The 16892-nt window shown below is 65.4% G+C and carries 12 protein-coding genes; 4 read left to right on the top strand and 8 right to left on the bottom strand.

The window, feature by feature from the left end; genetic code table 11:
* Positions 1–112: 112 nt before the first annotated feature.
* The 8 genes from AUL34_RS16070 to AUL34_RS16035 form a co-directional block, all read right to left on the bottom strand.
* Positions 113–1120, bottom strand: coding sequence for an ABC transporter substrate-binding protein (locus AUL34_RS16070; RefSeq protein ID WP_156420964.1), 1008 nt, complete (start codon positions 1118–1120; stop codon positions 113–115).
* 765 nt (positions 1121–1885) lie between these two features.
* The gene (gene fdhA / locus AUL34_RS16065) at positions 1886–3070 is read right to left on the bottom strand and encodes a formaldehyde dehydrogenase, glutathione-independent (RefSeq protein ID WP_061935746.1); all 1185 of its coding nucleotides are present in this window, start codon (positions 3068–3070) and stop codon (positions 1886–1888) included.
* 34 nt (positions 3071–3104) lie between these two features.
* Positions 3105–4490 (bottom strand): L-serine ammonia-lyase, encoded by a 1386-nt coding sequence (locus tag AUL34_RS16060; RefSeq protein ID WP_061935744.1) that lies wholly within the window; start codon positions 4488–4490, stop codon positions 3105–3107.
* A 337-nt stretch (positions 4491–4827) separates the two neighbouring features.
* Positions 4828–5388 carry a sarcosine oxidase subunit gamma gene (locus AUL34_RS16055; protein WP_061935742.1) on the bottom strand — a complete coding sequence of 187 codons (561 nt, stop codon included), beginning with the start codon at positions 5386–5388 and terminating at the stop codon, positions 4828–4830.
* A gap of 13 nt (positions 5389–5401) precedes the next feature.
* The gene (locus tag AUL34_RS16050; RefSeq protein WP_061935739.1) at positions 5402–8395 is read right to left on the bottom strand and encodes a sarcosine oxidase subunit alpha; all 2994 of its coding nucleotides are present in this window, start codon (positions 8393–8395) and stop codon (positions 5402–5404) included.
* Positions 8392–8694 (bottom strand): sarcosine oxidase subunit delta, encoded by a 303-nt coding sequence (locus AUL34_RS16045; protein WP_061935736.1) that lies wholly within the window; start codon positions 8692–8694, stop codon positions 8392–8394. The genes AUL34_RS16050 and AUL34_RS16045 overlap by 4 nt, the downstream gene beginning before the upstream one ends.
* Positions 8695–8705: 11 nt before the next feature.
* Entirely contained in the window at positions 8706–9959 is a 1254-nt protein-coding gene (locus tag AUL34_RS16040; protein ID WP_061935734.1) for a sarcosine oxidase subunit beta family protein, read from the bottom strand.
* A 167-nt stretch (positions 9960–10126) separates the two neighbouring features.
* Positions 10127–11197 (bottom strand): GlxA family transcriptional regulator, encoded by a 1071-nt coding sequence (locus AUL34_RS16035; RefSeq protein WP_061935731.1) that lies wholly within the window; start codon positions 11195–11197, stop codon positions 10127–10129.
* 127 nt (positions 11198–11324) lie between these two features.
* Here AUL34_RS16035 and purU point away from each other — a divergent pair, with 127 nt between their 5' ends.
* The 4 genes from purU (at position 11325) to AUL34_RS16015 (ending at position 16890) form a co-directional block, all read left to right on the top strand.
* Complete coding sequence (purU, locus tag AUL34_RS16030) at positions 11325–12182, top strand: formyltetrahydrofolate deformylase (RefSeq protein WP_061935728.1); 858 nt, start codon at positions 11325–11327, stop codon at positions 12180–12182.
* Positions 12183–12237: 55 nt separating this feature from the next.
* Positions 12238–14799 (top strand): FAD-dependent oxidoreductase, encoded by a 2562-nt coding sequence (locus AUL34_RS16025; protein WP_061935725.1) that lies wholly within the window; start codon positions 12238–12240, stop codon positions 14797–14799.
* A 617-nt stretch (positions 14800–15416) separates the two neighbouring features.
* The gene (locus AUL34_RS16020) at positions 15417–16367 is read left to right on the top strand and encodes a tripartite tricarboxylate transporter substrate binding protein (RefSeq protein WP_061935722.1); all 951 of its coding nucleotides are present in this window, start codon (positions 15417–15419) and stop codon (positions 16365–16367) included.
* Between the two features lie 25 nt (positions 16368–16392).
* Complete coding sequence (locus tag AUL34_RS16015; RefSeq protein WP_061935719.1) at positions 16393–16890, top strand: tripartite tricarboxylate transporter TctB family protein; 498 nt, start codon at positions 16393–16395, stop codon at positions 16888–16890.
* Positions 16891–16892 lie beyond the last annotated feature (2 nt).

Here is a 16892-nt window from a genome sequence, read left to right as displayed (position 1 = left end):
TCCCCCTGTCGATTGATCTCGTCGGCGCCCCGTGGCTCTCGCGCTTCCCTTGGTCGCCGACGGTACGACGGAACCGACGGATGCGCGAGAGACCAGGGACTTCGATGGAAGCCTAGAGGGCCGCTTCGATCTTCTCCGCCGCTTCCGGCGAGACCCACTTGCTCCAGACGTCCTTCTTGTTCTCCAGGAAGTGCTTGGCGCCGTCGTCGCCGTTGGCCTGGTTGTCGGTCATCCAGGACAGAAGTTCATTGACGGTCGCGTTGGACCAGGACCGATTGCCGAGATAGGTCATCACCGGTTCACCGGCGCGCTCGGAGAACTTGGTGGTGACAACCGTCTCGACCTTGTCGGCGATCCAGTCGTTGATCTTGGGATCAGGGCAATCGGCGTTCGAATTGCAGCGCTTCCATTCGTCCGCGTCGTGCGGGGCATCGATGTTGAGCTTCACCATCGGATAGCGGCCGAGGATCGCCGTTGGAGCCCAGTAATAGCCGAGCCAGCCTTGTTTGTTCTCGTAGGCACGGGCGATCGATCCGTCGAGACCTGCGGCCGAACCGGTATCGATGAGGTCGAAGTTCTTGTTGGCGGCGTCGTATGCCTTGAAGAACTGCGTGGTGACGACCGTGCCGCCCCAGCCCTGCGGACCATTGAACACGGCGCCCTTGCTGGAGTCTTCCGGATTGGGGAAGAGCTCGGGATGCTTAAGGGCGTCGGCAATCGTCTTGATGTCGGGGTGGGCATCGGCGACGTATTTCGGAATCCACCAGCCCTGCTGCGCGCCGTCCGACAGGGCGACGCCCGGCGCCACCAGCTTCTTCTCGGACAGGCCACGGTTGATGACTTCCGGCACGAGGTCCACCCAGCCCTCGGGTGCGATGTCCGGCTGGCCGCGTTCCGCCATCGATGTCAGGGTGGGCACGGTATCGCCGGAAATCACCGAGACCGTGCAGCCGTAGCCGTTCTCGAGGATGAACTTGTCGAGGCTGGCGAGCACTTCCGCGCTCTGCCAATTCATCGCCGCGATCGTCACGTCGCTGCAGTCGTCCGCGGCGTAGGCCGCGATGGATGCGACGGAGGTCATGGCGATCGCCAGGCACGTCGATTTCACGAAACGATGGATCATCTGCATCTCCGCGGCGCTGAAACATGGACGATCCGGCGGCGCCTTCGGCCGAAATATCCACTTCTGTAAGCTGTGGTCCTAGTCGCGCACGATCGTGGTCGCGCTCTGCTTGTCAGTCGTTCAGTTCGCCGGACGGTGTCCGGTATTCGTGTGGGCCGTTCGGTTTCCGCACCCGATTGAGCCCCTATAGATCTCTCGATGCAAGCATTTTTCTGTGCTGTTCCACTGCATGCTATCGATCGTTGTATGAAACGAACGGGAAGTGGCAGATGGTTTCATCTACCATCGACTCTTATGCTTGAAGAATACCTCCGGCGCTTCGCGAAAACCGAAACTCTCGGTCGCGACGTCAAGTTTCGTGCGCAGCGTTACAGGCATGCGCAGCACTGGAAAGCTTAGCGGTGTGAAGTCCGCCAAATAGGAGATTTGCGACAGAAGGCTTGTCGTTTGGCGACGCCTTCGGCCAAGACGTGATCACCCATCTGCTTGTGATCAAACCGTAAGCAACTCATAAGAACCGATCAGAGGCAGATTCCCTCGGGACGTTGACCACCCAGCCCGAAGGATGAAACTCGCCAACGTCCCTGTGTCCGCCAGCCCAACACCTGTCGTCTCAGGCGCAGGCGGCTCTTGGAAGCGAAACGGACGAACCGGTCAGCGGCATGGCACTCCCCGGTTCGGAGGAACGCATCCCCCGAACCTTGTGCTGAGCCTTTCGGCCACAGGCGAGCCTGTACCGTCCAGGCGCTCCCGCGCCGCGCCTCAGGCCGCCAGTTCGCCGTGTGGATCCAGAACGAACTTAACCGCCGCTCCTTGGTCGAACGTCTCGTAGCCTTGAGCCGCTTGGTCGAGCGGGATGATCCGGGCATTCACGATGTCCGCAATCGGCAGGCGGTCGTGCAGGATGGCCTGCATGAGTTGCCGATTGTACTTCAGGACCGGTGTCTGGCCCGTATGGAAGGACTGTGCCTTCGCCCAGCCGAGGCCGAATCGCAGCGACAGGCTTCCCTGCTTTGCGGCGCTGTCCACCGCGCCGGGGTCCTCCGTCACGTAGAGGCCGGGGATGCCGATCGAACCGGCCGCGCGGGTGATCTGCATCATCTGGTTCAGGACGATCGCCGGCTGCTCGCCGCCGGAGTGGCCGCGCGCTTCGAAGCCCACGGCGTCGATGGCGCTGTCGACCTCGTTCGTCCCTGTCACCTCGGCGATCATCTCGCCTAGGTCGTCGTGCTTGGAAAGATCGATCGGCTCGAAGCCCATCTTCGCAGCGTGCGCCAGACGGTCCTTGTTGAAGTCGCCGATCATCACCACCGCGGCACCGAGAATGCGAGCGGAGGCGGCTGCGGCCATGCCGACGGGACCGGCGCCCGCGACATAGACGGTGGAGCCGACACCGACGCCGGCCTTCACCGCGCCGTGGAAGCCGGTGGGCAGGATGTCAGACAGCATGGTCAGGTCGCGGATCTTGCTCATGGCGCGGTCGCGATCCGGGAACTTCAGGAGGTTGAAGTCGGCGTAGGGGACCGTGACGTAGCGAGCCTGCCCGCCGATCCAGCCGCCCATGTCGACATAGCCGTAGGCGCCGCCGGCGCGAGACGGATTGACCGTGAGGCAGACGCCCGTGTCCTGCGACTTGCAGCAACGACACCGACCGCAGGCGACGTTGAAGGGAACCGAGACGATGTCGCCGATCTCGAGCATCTCGACGTCGACGCCCTTCTCGATCACCTGGCCGGTGATCTCGTGCCCGAGCACGAGGCCCGGCTCGGCCGTCGTGCGGCCGCGCACCATGTGCTGGTCGGAGCCGCAGATATTGGTCGAGATGACCTTCAGGATGACGCCGTGTTCGATGCGGCGGCCATCGGGCGCCGCGAGCTTGGCGTCGTCGATATTGCGGACCTCGACCTTGCCGGGCTCCAGATAGACCACGCCACGGTTGCTGCTCATTTCGATTTCCTCCCGGTTTTCATCCGCCTGGCGCTCAGCACTCCGGCAGATTGACAGCCAGTCCTCCCAGACTGGTTTCCTTGAATTTCAGGTTCATCTCCTCGCCCGTCTGGCGCATCGCCTCGATACAGTTGTCGAGCGGCATGAAGTGAGAACCGTCGCCGCGCAACGCGAGAGACGCAGCTGCGACGGCCTTCGTGGCGCCAATCCCGTTGCGTTCGATGCACGGTACCTGCACTAATCCCGCTACCGGGTCGCAGGTCATGCCGAGATGATGCTCCAGCGCGATCTCGGCGGCATTCTCGACCTGTTCCGGCGTTCCGCCGAGGACCGCGCACAGACCCGCGGCGGCCATCGCGGCCGCCGAGCCGACCTCGCCCTGGCAGCCAGCCTCGGCTCCCGAGATCGAGGCATTGTGCTTGATGAGACCGCCGATCGCGGCGGCGGTCAACAGAAAATCCGAGACCTTCGCCGGGTCGGCTCCGTGGCAGTTGTCGAGGTAGTAGCGCAGGACGGCGGGCACGACGCCGGCTGCACCGTTGGTCGGTGCGGTGACCACCTGTCCGCCGGCCGCGTTCTCCTCGTTGACGGCCATCGCATAGACGCTGAGCCAGTCCGAGGCGGCGTGGGGCTGGCTGAAGTTGCGCTGACGCTCGGCCTGCAGCTGCTCGTGGATGCGTCGCGCGCGCCGCTTGACGCGAAGCCCGCCGGGCAACTCGCCGCCCTGAGCGACGCCCCGGTCGATGCATCGTGTCATCACCGACCAGATATGGTTCACGCCCGCCTCGACCTCCTCGTGGCTGCGCATTTGCGCCTCGTTCGCGCGCTTCATCTGCGCGATCGACAGGCCGCTCGCGTTGGCCATGCGAAGCATGTCGGCTGCGTTCCTGAACGGGAAGGGCCAGTGCACCTTCGGATTAGCGTGGACAAGTTCCGGCCGTTCTCGCTCGGCCGCCGTCACCACGAAGCCGCCGCCGATGGAGAAGTAGGTTTCCGAGAGGATTTCCCGTCCATCCGCATCGCGGATAGCGAAGACGAGGCCGTTGGCGTGCCCGGCAAGTGGCGGACCGAAATCGAAGACGATATCGGCTGCCGGATCGAAGGCGAGGGGTGGCAGGCCTTCGAGCCGAAGCGAACGGCCCTCGCTCAAACTCCGCAGCTGCTGCTCGGCTTCGTCCATGTCGATATCGGCGGGGAGCCAGCCGAGAAGTCCGAGAGAAACGGCACGATCGGTGGCATGACCCCGTCCCGTGAAGGCGAGCGAACCATGGAGCGTCACGCGCACGCCGACCGCGTTCCCAATGGCAGGGGACTGGCGGAGAAGATCGAGGAAACGCACGGCCGCCGTCATCGGCCCCATCGTGTGCGAGGACGACGGTCCGATGCCGATCTTGAAGACGTCGAAAACGCTCAGGAACACGGGCGACAGCCTCGACCTGGAGGAGGGTGTTCCGGGGGGCCGTCCGGAATCGAGGCGGCCCCTCGTGTCAGTCAGCGGCGGATCGGAGGGCGGGCGCAGATCTCCCGCCCCTCTGCGGCCGCCGTATTACCCACCGCGCCGTTGCGCTCCGAGTGGGCCGCGTCCAGCGCCTCAATGACCCGGAGAGTTGGTGTGCCGATCCGATGCAAGGCCCGAGGCAGCGGCAGGTTCTCCGAGACGATGTTTTCCGGGGAGACGAGGTCGATCCGGTTCGGCAGTGACCAAGCTCAGGAGCGGTCGAGTTCGCCGTACTCGGCATCGTGTCCTCCCGGTACCTCTAGAGTCCCAGTTCGAACTCGCGGCAGATCCCGGCGAGAAGATGCCAGACATGATCGGCGAACGAGTGCCAGACCTCGATGCGGAAGCGGTCGTCAGCCTCGCGGATCAGGATGATCTGAACCCGGTCGATGATGGTACGGCGCGCGGAGCCCACCGGCATGGAATTGATGTCGGCTGCGATGCACGACTGCAGGGCGTTCGCGGCCTCGGGTCCTTCGACAGCGATGCCGACTTCGCGGTGCCCGACGTCCACGAGGCTGTGGACGGTGGTCTTGTATAAGTCCGCGAAGGACGCCTCGATCGCATCCTGGTCGCCCAATGGTGCGATGAGATACCATTCGTCCGGCCCGATGCAGGCGGCGATGCGTCCGGCCGACGCCGTGAACTCCCCGATCGTGGGGGGCAGCGGCGCGCCCCAGACACCGGAGGCGGCGGCGAGGTCCGCAGGAGCGATGCGGAGGCTGAATCGCGCCGAGTTGTCGATCGAGTGGATCGAGACGGGAGCGGGGTTGGCGGACGCCAGCTTGCGGCCGATGAGGGGATGCCGTTCCTGAAACATCGACGAGTTCTCCTCAGGCGCTCAAGCGCTTGTTTTCGGGATCGAAGAAGACCGTTCCGGTCACCGTCGCGCGCAGCGTCTCGCCGGGCATCGGAACGTGGACGGTTTCTCCCATCCGACCCTTGCCACCCTCGACGACGGCGAGCGCGATCGACCGGTTGAGCGCCACGCTCCAGTAGGAGGAGGTGACGTGGCCGACCATCTTCATCGGGATGGGCTGGTCGGGGTCGAGCACGATCTGTGCGCCTTCTTCCAGGATCGTCTTCGGGTCCTCGGTGAGGAGACCGACGAGCTGCTTCCGGTCGGCCTTCAGCATGTCCGGGCGCGTCAGCGAGCGCTTGCCCACGAAGTCCGGCTTCTGCTTGCCGATGGCCCAGCCGAGACCGGCGTCGTCGGGGGTCAAGGTGCCGTCGGTGTCCTGTCCGACGATGATGTAGCCCTTCTCGGCACGCAGGACGTGCATCGTCTCGGTGCCGTAGGGCGTGATGCCGAAGGGCTTGCCCGCCTCGATCAGCTTCTCCCAGATGGCCCGACCGTAGCGCGAGGGCACGTTCACCTCGTAGCCCCGCTCGCCCGTGAAGCTCATGCGGAAGAGGCGGGTCGGCACGCCGCAGATCTTGCCTTCCGCGATCGACATGTGTGGAAACGCCTCTTCCGAAAGGTCGATGCCCTCGATCAGCGGCTCCAGAAGATTGCGCGCGTTGGGCCCGTTCAGCGCGATCACCGACCACTGCTCGGTGGTGGAGGTCAGCCAGACCTTGAGATCGGGAAACTCGGTCTGGAGGTAGTCCTCCATCAGGTTGAGCACGCGGGCGGCGCCGCCCGTCGTCGTGGTCACGTGAAACCGGTCGCTCGACAGGCGCCCGATGACGCCGTCGTCGCGAATGAAGCCGTCCTCACCAAGGAGGACGCCGTAGCGCGTACGGCCCGGCTGCAGCTTGCTCCACGGGTTGGTGTACATCCGGTTGAGGAACTCGGCGGCGTCGGGGCCGACGATCTCGATCTTGCCGAGCGTCGATGCATCGAAGATGCCGACGGACTCCCGCGTCGCCTTGCATTCGCGCGCGACCGCCGCGTGCATGTCCTCGCCCGCCTTCGGGAAGTACCAGGCGCGGCGCCAGAGCGAGACGGGCTCGAAGACGGCGCCGTGCTCCTCGGCCCAGCCGTCGATCGCGGTCTTTCGTGTGACGTCGAACAGCCGGCCACGGCTGTAGCCGCAGAAGGCGCCGAACGTGGTCGGTGTGTAGGGCGGGCGGAACGTCGTCAGACCGACGGCCGGGGCAGGGCGCTGCACGGCATCCGCCGCGATGGCGAGGCCGTTGATGTTGGAGAGCTTGCCCTGATCCGTCGCCATGCCGTTGGTGGTGTAGCGCTTGATGTGCTCGATGGACTTGAAGCCCTCGCGCACGGCCAGCCGGATGTCCTTGGCCGTGACGTCGTTCTGGAAGTCGACGAAGGCCTTGGCCTTGCCGGCGTTCTGGTCCGTCGGCAGCTCGCGGCTGGTGACGCCGGTCAGGTGGCGCTCGCCATCGACGGCGTAGGTCGTCGGCGCCGCATCGAAGCCGGCGTCCTTGGCGGCCGCCGCGCCTGCCTCGGCGCCCTCCGCCAACGCCTTGGAAAGACCGAAGTCGCCATTCCCGGCGCCGACGCAGCGGCAGGCTTCCTTGTAGGTGGCCGGCACGAACATCTGTTCGCCATGGCGCCAGTCGAGCTTGCCCTGCGTGTGCGAGAAGAGGTGGAGGCTCGGCGTCCAGCCGCCGCTCATCAGGAGCGCGTCGCAGGCGATCGTGCGGGCTCGCGAGCCATCGCCGCCGACGGGCAGGACGCGGACCGACGAGACGCGCAGCCGCCCCTTGGTGCCGGTGACCGTCCAGCCGGCCAAGACCTCGATGCCGAGCGACCCGGCTTCGGAGACGAGCGAGGGATCGACGTCCGACCGCAGATCCGCGATCGCCTCGACCTTCACCCCGGCCCGGGCGAGATCGAAGGCGGCGAGCCATGCGCTGTCGTGGCCGGTGACCACCACGACGTTGTTGCCGACCTTCGCTCCGTAGCGATTGAGGTAGGTGCGCGCGGCGCCGGCCAGCATCACGCCGGGACGATCGTTGCCGTCGAACACGAGCGGCCGCTCGATCGACCCCTGCGCCAGCACGACCTGCTTGGCGCGCACCTTCCACATGCGCTCGCGCGGCGCACCCTCGGGCGCCGACGACCGGTGGTCGGTCAGGCGCTGGCAGAGCGCAACGAGGTTCTGATGGTAGTAGCCGATCGCCGTGGTGCGCGGCAGGAGCTGCACATTCGGCATCGCGGCGAGTTCGTCGACGCTCGCCTTGAGCCACGCCCAGCCCGTTCCGCCGCCGATGCCGGCGTCCGTCTCCGACAGAAGCGAGCCGCCGAGCTCGGCCTGCTCGTCCACCAGCATCACCTTGGCCCCCGAACGTCCCGCTTCCAGCGCGGCCGCCAGACCGGCGGGGCCTGAGCCGACGACGAGGACGTCGCAATGGGCGAAGCGGCTCGAATACACGTCGGGATCCGGCAGGGTCGGCGACTTGCCGAGACCTGCCGCGCCCCGGATGATCGGCTCGTAGACCTTGTTCCAGAAGGACTTCGGCCACATGAACGTCTTGTAGTAGAACCCGGCCGAGAACAGCATGTAGAGCGCGTCGTTGATCGCGCCGACGTCGCGCTTCAGCGACGGCCAGTGGTTCTGGCTCGTGGTCTTCAGCCCTTCCGAGATCTCGATCACGGTCGCGCGTGTGTTGGGCTCCACGCGGGCCGGGCCGTGGTCGATGCCGAGCAGCGCGTTGGGCTCTTCGGAACCGGCCGACAGGATGCCGCGCGGCCGGTGATATTTGAACGAACGGCCGACGAGATGGACGCCGTTGGCGAGCAGAGCCGAGGCGACCGTGTCGCCCTCGAAGCCCTGATAGGTCGCGCCGTTGAACGAGAAGGCGACGCGCTTGCCGTGATTCACTCGGCCCCGGTTGGCAATGCGGAAATCGCTCATGACCGAACGTCCTCGGAGTCAGCCTGTACGGGCCGCGGCTTGCCGGCCTCGTAGGTCGTCACGAACTTGTCGGTGACGGTGTCGCGGATGGCGTTGAAGAAGCGGCCGCAGCCATGCGTGTGCCGCCAGCGCTCGTAATGCGCTCCGCGCGGGTTGGTGCGGATGTAGAGATGGTCACGCCAGTCGTCGTCCGACAGCGTCGAGGGGTCGCCGGGGCGTTCGATATGCGCCTGACCGCCATAGTTGAATTCGACCTCGGGGCGCTCGCATTGGCAGTAGGGGCAGCGGATGAGAAGCATGGGCCGTCCCCTTAATGCGCAACGGCGGCGGCGGCCGCCTCGTCGATGAGCCGGCCGGTCTTGAACCGTTCCAGCGTGAAGGGTGCGTTGATCTTGTGGGGCTCGTCCCCCGCGATCGTGTGCGCGAAGACATTGGCGGAGCCCGGCGTCGCCTTGAAGCCGCCGGTACCCCAGCCGCAGTTGACGTAGAGGCCCGGAACCGGCGTCTTGCCGATGATCGGCGAGCGATCCGGGGTGACGTCGACGATGCCACCCCATTTGCGCAGCATCCGCATGCGCGTGAAGATCGGGAAGATCTCGCAGATCGCCGCCACCGTGTGCTCGATCAGCGGCAGTCCGCCGCGCTGGCTGTAGGACACGTACTGGTCGGTGCCCGAGCCGATCACCAGCTCGCCCTTGTCGGACTGCGAGATGTAGGCGTGCACCGTGTTCGACATGACGACGCAGGGGAAGATCGGCTTCACCGGCTCCGACACCAGCGCCTGCAACGGATAGCTTTCGAGCGGCAGGCGGACGCCCGCGGACTCCATCACGACCGACGTGTTGCCGGCGGCCGAGACGCCGACCTTCTTGGCCTTGATGAAGCCGCGCGCCGTTTCGACCCCCGTCACGTTGCCGGCGGCGTCGCGGCGGATGGAGGTGACCGGGCAGTTCTGGATGATGTCGACGCCCATCGCCGCCGCGCCGCGGGCATAGCCCCAGGCGACGGCATCATGACGCGCGACACCGCCGCGACGCTGGAGGGCCGCGCCCATGACGGGGTAGCGGGCGTTCGGCGAGATATCGAGCGGCGGACAGAATTCCTTGGCTTCTTCCTTCGTCAGCCACTCGTTGTCGATGCCGTTGAGGCGGTTCGAGTGAACGTGGCGCTTGAAGCTCTGAACGTCATGGACGTTGTGCGCGAGCATCATCACGCCGCGCTGCGAGAACATGACGTTGTAGTTCAGCTCCTGGGTCAGGTTCTCCCAGAGCTTCATCGAATGCTCGTAGAGCATCGCGCTTTCGTCGTAGAGGTAGTTCGAGCGGATGATGGTGGTGTTGCGGCCCGTGTTACCGCCGCCGAGCCAGCCCTTTTCGATCACCGCGACGTTGGTGATGCCGTGCTCCTTGGCGAGGTAGTAGGCGGCCCCGAGCCCATGTCCGCCGGCGCCGACGATGATCACATCGTATTCCGCCTTCGGCTCGGCGTCCGGCCACTGCGGCTCCCATTTCTTGTGGCCCGTCAGCGCGTTCGCCAGCAGGGACGGAAAGGAGAAACGGGTCATTGCAAACCTCAAACGACCATTGCGGAGGTACCATTGCGACAAGGGCGCCGCAGGGGACAGGACATTTGCGTCAATCGGATCGCACTTTAAGAGCACGCTCGCGGCGGAGGCTTGTGCGATGCGAAGGTCGACCCAGCACGCTCTGCGGCGACCGACCGACGGCGGTCTCAGGCGGCGTCGAACTCGGGCACCGTGCTTGCGGCCGCGGCCGCCAGGAGCGCCTGACGGCGGACTTCCTGCGGCGTGCTGTCGAAGCGCTGACGGAACATGCGGCTGAGATGCGAGGAGTCGCAGAAGCCGCATTCCACGGCGACCGCAGCCACCAGCTTGTCCGTCGTCTCGATCAGGTGCCGCGCGAAGGTGAGGCGGATCTGCAGGAAGGCGGCCTGCGGCGAAGCGCCGAGAGCCGACCGGAAGTGGCGCTCCAGCTGCCGCTTGCTGTGCCCCATACGCTTGGCCAATTCGCCCACCGACAAGGGCGCGTCGATGTTCTGCTGCATGAGGAGAAGCGCCCGCATCACCATCGGATCGCGTGTCGAGATATCCATCGAGACGCCCGGCTGCGGCTTCTCGGGCCGCATGGCGTCGTCGATGATCATGATGTGCAGGCTCTTGCTCGCCTGTGCCCGCCCCACGTGGCGCTCGACGAGATAGGCGGCGAGATGGGCGGAACTCGCGCCCCCGGAACACGTAAGCCTGTCGCCGTCGTCGATGAAGATCTGATCGGACACCGGGTCGAGCCCGTCGAACTGTTCCAGGAAGTCGGCATGGTGGAACCAGCTGACGCAGCAGCGGTAGCCCTTCATCAACCCCGCCTTGTGCAGCAGGAAGCCGCCGGTGCAGAGGCCGATCAGTGGAATGCCGGCAGCGGCGGCCTTTCGGAGATAGGCTGTATAGTTCGCCCCGAGACCCGTCAGATCGTCCATCACGCCGCCGACGACGACGATGTAGTCGAACTTCGCTGGGTCTCCGAGCCGCTCGTTCGGCTGAACCGAAACGCCGCTGCTCGACGGGATTGCGCTCATCGTGTCCGAGAGGACGTTCCAGTTGCACATGATCGGGCGACTGCGGTCGCCCTCGTCGGCCGCCAGACGCAGGACGTCGACGAAGTTCGCGAAGGCGCAGAGGGTGAACCGCTTGTCGAGGATGAAGCCGACCGATAGCCGTACGCCGTTCCGTCGCGGCCGGTAGGCACCCGACGACGTCGCGCTCGCGCGGCTCTCGCTTCTGACGTCCATCGCAATTCCCGGGCGTGAACCTCTCTTTCCGCTGTCGTACTGCTAATCCGAAATTGACGCAAACGTCCTGTGCGCAGGGCAGGCGGTGTCGCAATGCTTCGACTTGCCCCCTGAATCGAGACGCGCGATGGCCGAGAACAAGTTCATCCTCAAGCTCAGCTGCCTCGACCAACCGGGCATCACCGCAGCGCTCGCCACGGCGCTGGCGTCACGGGGCGCCAACATCCTGGAAGCCAACCAGTTCTGCGACCGGAAGACGAACCAGCTCTTCGTCCGCATCGCCGTTGCTGCCCCGGAGGCGACCGGCCAGCCGGTGCTGGATCTCGCGCTCAAACCTGCGGTCGATCGCTTCGACATGCGGCTGAAGGTCGAGGACCTGTCGCGCCGCCCCAGGATCATCATCATGGTCTCGAAGTTCGACCACGCGCTCCTGCACCTTCTCTACCAGATCAAGGTCGGATGGCTGAACGCCGAGGTCGCAGCCATCGTCTCCAACCACGAGGACTCCCGCAGAACCGCCGAACAGGAGGGGATCCCGTATCACCACTGGCCGGTGAACAAGGAGAACAAGGCGGAGCGTGAGGAGCAGCTGATCGAGCTCGTGAAGGAAACCGGCTCGGAGCTCGTGATCCTCGCCCGCTACATGCAGGTCCTGTCGAACGACCTGTCGAACCGCCTGTTCGGGATGATCATCAACATCCACCATTCCTTCCTGCCGAGCTTCAAGGGCGCGAAGCCTTACCACCAGGCGCACGAGCGCGGCGTAAAGCTCATCGGTGCGACCGCCCATTACGTTACGGCCGATCTCGACGAGGGTCCGATCATCGAGCAGGAGACCGAGCGCGTGAGCCACGCCATGACGGGCGACGACTTCGTGGCCGCCGGGCGCGACATCGAGTCCCGCGTTCTGGCGCGCGCGGTGAAGTATCACCTCGAAGGTCGCGTCATGCTCAACCATCACCGCACGGTCGTCTTCACGCCCTGATCCTCAAGCCGAGTGCACGCCGTCCTCGACGTCTCGCGCAATCTGGAGAACCAACATGGCAGCATTTCCCGAGAAGGCGCGGGTCGTCATCATCGGTCTCGGCGGGATCGTGGGTGCCTCGATCGCCCATCATCTCGTCGAGCGGGGTTGGAGCGACATCGTCGGCATCGACAAGTCGGGCATCCCGACGGACATCGGTTCCACCGCCCACGCCTCCGACTTCTGCTATGCGACGAGCCATGACTTCCTGAGCTGCTGGACGACGCTCTACTCGATCGATTTCTTCGACAAGATGGGCCACTACGCGCGCGTCGGCGGCCTCGAGGTCGCCCGCGTCGGCGACGACGAGCGCATGGACGAGATCCGGCGCAAGGTCGCCTCGGCCAAGGCCTTCGGCACCCGCGCCCGGCTGATCGAACCCACCGAGATCAAGGAACGGATGCCGCTGATCGAGGAAAGCCTCGTTCAGGGTGGTCTCTGGGATCCCGATGCCGGGCTCGTCATCCCACGCTCCCAGACGGTCGCCGGCAAGCTCGTCGACCAGGCGGTGAACGCCGGGAAGCTGCAGGCCTTCGCCAACACGTCCGCCAAGTCGCTCGTCATCGAGAACGGTCGCATCCAGGGCGTGGTCACCAACCGCGGCACGATCATGGCCGACCATGTGGTGGTCTGCGCCGGGCTATGGGGTCGCCTCATCGCAGAAATGGCCGGCGAGGACCTGCCGGTCATGCCGGTGGATCATCCGCTCACCTTCTTCGGCCCCTACAACGAGTTCGCCGGCACCGGCAAGGAGATCGGCTACCCGCTGCTGCGCGACCAGGGCAATTCGGCCTACCTCCGCGATACCGGCGATCCGAAGACCGCCGAAGGTGGCCAGATCGAGTGGGGCTACTACGAGGAGCACAACGTGCGCCTCGTCCATCCGCGCGAGCTTCTCGAGAAGCACGAGGCGCGCCTGTCGCCCTCGCAGCGCGACCTCGACATGGAGCAGGTGATCGAGCCTCTCGAGCGGGCGATCGAGCTGACGCCGATCCTCGGCGAAATCGGCTACAACGAAGGCCATTCCTTCAACGGCCTCCTGCAGACCACCACCGACGGCGGCCCTTCGATGGGCGAAAGCCAGAAGGTACGCGGTCTCTGGTACTGCGTCGGCATCTGGGTGAAGGACGGCCCGGGCATGGGCAAGCTCATCGCCGACTGGATGACCGACGGCCGCACTCCGATCGATCACAACCGGATCGACTACGCACGCTTCAGCGGCTTTCAGCTGGACGAGAAGTTCATCGAGGAACGCTGCACCGAGACGGCGCGGAAGATCTACAACCCGCCGGTCCACCCGCGCGAGCCCTTCGCCGGCGGGCGCGGCATCCGCCGCTCGCCGTTCCACGAACGGGAGAAGGAACTCGGCGGCTACTTCATGGAGCTCGGCGGCTGGGAACGCGCGCACGGCTACGCGGCCAACGAACACCTCCTGGAGAAATACGGCAACCGCATTCCCGTACGCGAGAACGAGTGGGACAACCGCCATTTCTGGCGCGTGTCCAACGCCGAGCATCTCGAGATGAGCGAGAACTGCGGCATCATCAACCTGTCGCACTTCTCCATCATCGACATCGAGGGACCGGACCACGTCGAGCTGATGGAATGGCTTTGCGCGGCCAAGATCGGGGGCGACGCCAATATCGGGAAGGGCATCTACACCCACTTCCTCGATGACGAGGGCATGGTGCGCGCCGACTTCACGGTGATCCGCATGGCCGACCGCATCCGCATGATCAACGGCGCCGATGCCGGTCCGCGCGACTTTCAGTACATGCGCCGCACGGCGCAGGACCGCGGTTTGGACGTCACGATCACGGACGTATCGGAAAAGTACATCACGATCGGCATCTGGGGGCCGAACGCGCGAGAGAACCTCGGCAGCCTTCTGGACGATGCGTCCGTGCTATCTCCCGAGAACTTCCCCTTCGCTGCGATCAAGCCGCTCACCATCGCCGGCAGGTCGGTCACCGCCTTCCGCATTTCCTATGTTGGCGAGCAGGGATGGGAGCTGCACATGGCCTACGAGGACGGGCTGGCCGTCTGGGACGCGCTGCGCTCCACCGGCGTCATCGCGGTGGGCGTCGAGACCTACGCCAACACACGCCGCATGGAAAAGAGCCTGCGTCTTCAGAACGCCGACCTGCTGACCGAGTACAATCTCATGGAGGCCGACCTAGCGCGCCCGAAGGTCAAGGACGCCGACTTCCGGGGCAGGGCCAAGCACCTCGAGTACAAGGCGCGCGATCACCAGCCCGCGATGCTCTGTACGTTGATCATGACCGACAACACGGATTCGAAGGGCATCGCCCGCTACCCCGTGGGGACCATGCCAGTTCTCTGCCCCGAGACGGGCGAGACGCTCGTCGACGAACTCGGCCGGCGCTCCTACACGACCTCGGTGGCCTACGGCCCGACGATCGGCAAGAACATCGCGCTCGCGTATCTGCCGCGGAGCCACTGCGAAGTGGGACGCGCGGTCGATCTCGAGTACTTCGGAGACACGTTCCCCGCCGAGGTCGCGAGCGTGGGCTACAAGCCGCTTTACGATCCGCAGAACGTCAAGCCGCGCAGCTGATTCCAGCGCTTCCGTCCTGGCCGGAGCGGATGGACCGGCGAATGGATGATGGTAGCAACCGCCACGGGGCCAATTCGGCTTCCGTGGCGTTTTGCAATCGCCGCCATCGTTCGTCTTTGCGCGCACCGACGCAACGACCGCTGAAGGTTGGCGGCAGTCGCGCTGACTACGGCATGTAGCGGATCGGCTCACCATCAAAAGCGCCAACTGCGTTGGGTGCCCACGGGTAGCCCATGCCGCCTACGTAACGCGGGTGGGGGCGCGTGCGCGGGTGCGGCTAGATGCTCGCGCTACGAGCCGGTTGCATGACTGTGTCGCAAATGAACCCCACGGTTTCACCGTGTCCGAATTACGGCGGACACGTTTCGGCGGGGCCACCATTCGGAACAGGGCCAACCGCTCTGGCGCCTGCAACTCGCGGCGCTATTCAAGTCGGCTTCTGGCAACCCAGCTAAACGTTTCCCACCGATTCTTCGCAGCCGCCGGTTCAACCCTTGCGGCAACACGGAAGGACGTCCCTACAGCAATTTTGTAAATAGTCGACACTTGACAATAAACTTTCCGTGCGAGCAACTCTGTCTCCAACGCGGTGGAAGACCGCGATAGGGGAGGGTCGCATGCGCAAACTAATCGTCGGCGCGTTGGTCGCCGTTCAAATCGCAACCGGGATCGGCGCCGCTTGGGCCGAACCCTACCCGCATCGCACGGTCACGCTGGTGACCCATTCCAGCCCGGGCGGGGGCAGCGACGTCTTCCTGCGCCAGCTCGTGAAGTATCTGTCGAGGCAGATCGACGCGACCTTCGTGGTCGAGAACGTGCAGGGCGGGAGCGGCGCCAAGGCCATGGCGCGGCTTGCGAATTCGCCCCCCGACGGCAGCATCTTCTACGCGACGACGCCGACCTACATCTACACCTCGCTCCTGTCGTCCTCGGCGACGAGCTATAAGGATCTCCAGCCGGTCGTGAACTTCTTCACCGACTCGGAAGTGGTCTACACGGCCGCGAGCAGCCCTTATCAAACGCTCGCCGATGTGATCGAGCATGCGCGCAACGAGCGCGGGCGCTGGGGCGCGGCCAATCCGGCTTCGCTGGAGCGCCAGGCCGCCGAGCAGCTCAAAGCCGCCGCAGGCGTCAAGGCTGCGGTCGTCAGCCACGAAGGCGGCGGCGACATGATGATCAACGTCCTGAACGGCACGCTCGATATCGGCGTCGGCGAGGTTCCCGAACTGCGATCGCAGATCGAAAGCGGCCAGATCCGGCTGCTGGCGACCTTCAATCCAGGGCGCCTCGCCGCCTTCCCGGACGTGCCCACCGTGAAGGAGAGCGGCTACGACGTCGTTCTCCAGAAGTTCCGGGGGCTGGCCGCGCCCAAGGGCCTGCCGGACGACATTGCCGCAATCTGGGACCGCGCGGCCAAGACGACGCTCGACGATCCCGAGTACCGCAAGGCCTATGAAGAGGAGAGCCTGATCGCGAACTTCATCGGTCATGAGAGCTATCCGCAGTTCGTCACCGATTTCGCCGACAAGACCGCGGGCTTCCTGCGGGCCTCGGGCGTGATCCAGTAGCCTGTCCAGGTCCGAGGATTGCGACATGAAGACGGATCTGATCGGCGGCCTCGTGCTGCTTGCGCTGGCGGCCGCCTACTTCGCGGCGACCGAAACCATTCCCTCCAGCATGCTCGACGACGACTTCGGTCCGCGCGGACTGCCGGTCTATCTCGCCACTCTTCTAGGTGTGCTGGCCCTGGTGCTGATCGTCAGGGCGCTGGCCGGCCTTCGGGCGCAGTGTGCCCAGGCGCGGCTGAACACCGGCGCCGCGGCCAACGACGAGGAGGAGGCGGGCGACGACTACACGGCCTCCCTCGGCCGTGCCTTCGGCTTCCTTCTGATCGGGGCGGGATATCTCGTTCTTCTTCCCATCCTCGGCTATCCCGTCGCGATCGCGGTCGCGATCGCCGCCATCGCGCTCTACGAGGGCGCGGCCCGCGACTGGCGCATCCCGGTCGTCGCGATCGTCGGGGGCCTCGGCTTCTGGCTCCTGTTCAACGGGCTCCTCGGCGTCGCGCAGCCGATGGGCGTCCTGTTCTAGGC

Origin of the sequence: Aureimonas sp. AU22 (genome assembly GCF_001463745.1) — a bacterium.
Taxonomy (GTDB): domain Bacteria; phylum Pseudomonadota; class Alphaproteobacteria; order Rhizobiales; family Rhizobiaceae; genus Aureimonas.
Note: the sequence above shows the minus strand (reverse complement) of the source record. Positions and strands in the feature narration are given on the sequence as shown.

Coding starts and splice junctions, on each gene's coding strand:
- fdhA (WP_061935746.1), bottom strand. CDS start 3,070: ATGAGCAGCAACCGTGGCGTGGTCTATCTGGAGCCCGGCAAGGTCGAG.
- AUL34_RS16055 (WP_061935742.1), bottom strand. CDS start 5,388: ATGTTTCAGGAACGGCATCCCCTCATCGGCCGCAAGCTGGCGTCCGCC.
- AUL34_RS16050 (WP_061935739.1), bottom strand. CDS start 8,395: ATGAGCGATTTCCGCATTGCCAACCGGGGCCGAGTGAATCACGGCAAG.
- AUL34_RS16045 (WP_061935736.1), bottom strand. CDS start 8,694: ATGCTTCTCATCCGCTGCCCCTACTGCCAATGCGAGCGCCCCGAGGTC.
- AUL34_RS16040 (WP_061935734.1), bottom strand. CDS start 9,959: ATGACCCGTTTCTCCTTTCCGTCCCTGCTGGCGAACGCGCTGACGGGC.
- AUL34_RS16035 (WP_061935731.1), bottom strand. CDS start 11,197: ATGGACGTCAGAAGCGAGAGCCGCGCGAGCGCGACGTCGTCGGGTGCC.
- purU (WP_061935728.1), top strand. CDS start 11,325: ATGGCCGAGAACAAGTTCATCCTCAAGCTCAGCTGCCTCGACCAACCG.
- AUL34_RS16025 (WP_061935725.1), top strand. CDS start 12,238: ATGGCAGCATTTCCCGAGAAGGCGCGGGTCGTCATCATCGGTCTCGGC.
- AUL34_RS16020 (WP_061935722.1), top strand. CDS start 15,417: ATGCGCAAACTAATCGTCGGCGCGTTGGTCGCCGTTCAAATCGCAACC.
- AUL34_RS16015 (WP_061935719.1), top strand. CDS start 16,393: ATGAAGACGGATCTGATCGGCGGCCTCGTGCTGCTTGCGCTGGCGGCC.